The organism is Pseudoalteromonas sp. NGC95, from assembly GCF_015864705.1.
Taxonomy (GTDB): Bacteria; Pseudomonadota; Gammaproteobacteria; order Enterobacterales; family Alteromonadaceae; genus Pseudoalteromonas; species Pseudoalteromonas arctica.
This window is the reverse complement of the sequence record NZ_JADYWR010000051.1, coordinates 1-2,249: the sequence shown is the minus strand read 5'-3', so window position 1 is coordinate 2,249 and position 2,249 is coordinate 1. Positions and strand designations below refer to the sequence as shown.

At 38.3% G+C, this 2,249-nt stretch carries 1 protein-coding gene and 1 rRNA gene; one reads left to right on the top strand and one right to left on the bottom strand.

Translation table 11 applies throughout. From position 1 onward, the window contains the following. Positions 1 to 139 precede the first annotated feature (139 nt). Entirely contained in the window at positions 140 to 1,555 is a 1,416-nt protein-coding gene (locus I6E70_RS20465) for an alanine/glycine:cation symporter family protein (RefSeq protein WP_024591297.1), read from the bottom strand. A 616-nt stretch (positions 1,556 to 2,171) separates the two neighbouring features. Here I6E70_RS20465 and I6E70_RS20460 point away from each other — a divergent pair. Beyond that, positions 2,172 to 2,249, top strand: a 16S ribosomal RNA gene (locus I6E70_RS20460); the annotation flags it as partial.

Here is a 2,249-nt window from a genome sequence, read left to right as displayed (position 1 = left end):
CGAGAGCATTAGAAAGTTGCATAAAAAAATCCGAATTCTACAAAAGAATTCGGATTCTTACATACCTAGAAGATCGTTCAAGTTCTATTAACTAATTCTTAAATGATCGGCATTAGAGCCGTAGCTCGCTGTTTATTGTTTATTTCCAGGCCTCGGGATCGACCTCTTTAGCAAGTTTAGGATGCTTACTTTTGTCAAAGGTGGGTATTAAGCCCTTTTTGCGTTGTTCGTTGTAATCTTTAGAGAGCCATACAACAACACCTGAAAGCATAAATAGCGCTATAACGTTTACAATGGCCATTAAACCCATTGATATATCTGCCAGCGTCCAAATTAAACCAAGCTCACCAACTGCACCAAACATCACCATACCTAAAACAACAAGTCTAAAGATAAACATACCTTTATTAGAGTTGTGCTCTAAAAACATTAAATTTGTTTCAGCGTAAGAGTAATTAGCCACAATAGAAGTAAAAGCAAAAAACAATATAGCAATGGCAATAAAGTAAGTACCCCAGTCGCCGACATGTTCTTGTAATGCTGCTTGTGTAAGTTCAATCCCCATAACACCAGATTCAGGTACTAATTGCTGCGATAGTAAAATAAGAGAAGCAGTCGCTGTACAAATAACAATAGTATCAATAAATACACCTAGCATTTGCACATAACCTTGTGATGCTGGATGAGGAGGGTAAGGTGTCGCAGTGGCTGCGGCATTAGCTGCACTACCCATACCAGCTTCGTTTGAGAATAAGCCACGCTTTATACCTTGGATCATAGCTTGTGTAACACCATAACCAATTGCACCTGCACCAGCTTGTTCAATACCAAAAGCACTTTTTATTATAAGTACAATTACATCAGGTAATGCAGTAAAGTTAATAGCGCATACATAAAGAGCCACTAACAAGTAAGCTAATGCCATAAATGGGACAACCATTTCAGCAAAACGAGAAATTGTTTTCAAACCACCAAAAATAATAATACCAGAGCCAATAACCAAGCAAATGCCTACTATATACTTAGGTACATCAAACGCTACTTCAAATGCTGCAGCAATAGAGTTTGACTGTACGGCGTTAAATACCAAACCAAAGGCTAAAATTAAGCATAACGAGAATAAAGTCCCCATCCAGCGTTTACCTAAACCGTTTTGCATATAATAAGCAGGGCCACCTCTAAAATTGCCTTCAGCATCTTTTGTTTTATAAGCCTGAGCTAAAGTACTTTCAGCAAAGCTTGTAGCCATACCTATTAATGCAATAAGCCACATCCAAAAAATAGCACCTGGCCCACCTAGGTATAAGGCAACAGCAACACCAGCCATATTACCTGTACCAACGCGTGCAGCTAACGAAGTACAAAAAGCCTGAAAGGATGAAATTTCGTTATCGGCACATTTACGAGAGCCAAACATAACTTTGAACATATGTGGAAATTGCACAAACTGAATAAAGCCTAGTCGAAAAGTAAAAAAGAGGCCTGCTGCTATTAATAAGTAGACGAGAACTTGGCCCCATAGAAGGGCACTTATACTGTTTATTATGTCTGTCATGGATACTGCCTAAATACATGAGTTAAAAAAAGTGACCGCAACTTATCACATCAGGATAAAAGTGTTTAGTTTTAAAGTTCAAAAACAGAGTTATCAACAGGGTTTTGTGGGTAACTTGTGTTTATCATGTGTGCTTGCTTGGGGCTTAATTTTAATTACTATTTTATGCAAATAACGCTTGCGTAAAATCCGCCGCTCCCTATAATGCGACCCCACTGAGACAGGAAACGCCAACGCATAGCGAGGCACGAACTACTCAGAGAGTTAAGTAAAACTTCGGTTTTAAATCTTCCAAAAGAAAGTTTAAAACTAAGTGTTGACTCGAAAAATAAAGGGTGTATTATTCGCATCCCTTGAGACGCTAAAGCGACTCAAAACGTTCTTTAACAATATAAAGCAATCATCTGTGTGGGCACTCGTACAGATTGAGTTCTAACAGCCAAACTACTTACTCTTTATGGGTAATTAGCGAGGCAAACAAATTAGAGTCTCAATTGAAAACTGAGTGACCAACAGAATAGTTATTTCGGTAATTATTCGGCACAGTCAATTCAATATCGAAAGATATTAAACTAAATTCAGAATTCATTGAGCTGTCGAAAGACATAAAACTTTTTAATTGAAGAGTTTGATCATGGCTCAGATTGAACGCTGGCGGCAGGCCTAACACATGCAAGTCGAGCGGTAACAGAGA

Excerpts from the sequence above, each read along its gene's own strand:
- I6E70_RS20465 (WP_024591297.1), bottom strand. The coding sequence starts at position 1,555 with ATGACAGACATAATAAACAGTATAAGTGCCCTTCTATGGGGCCAAGTT.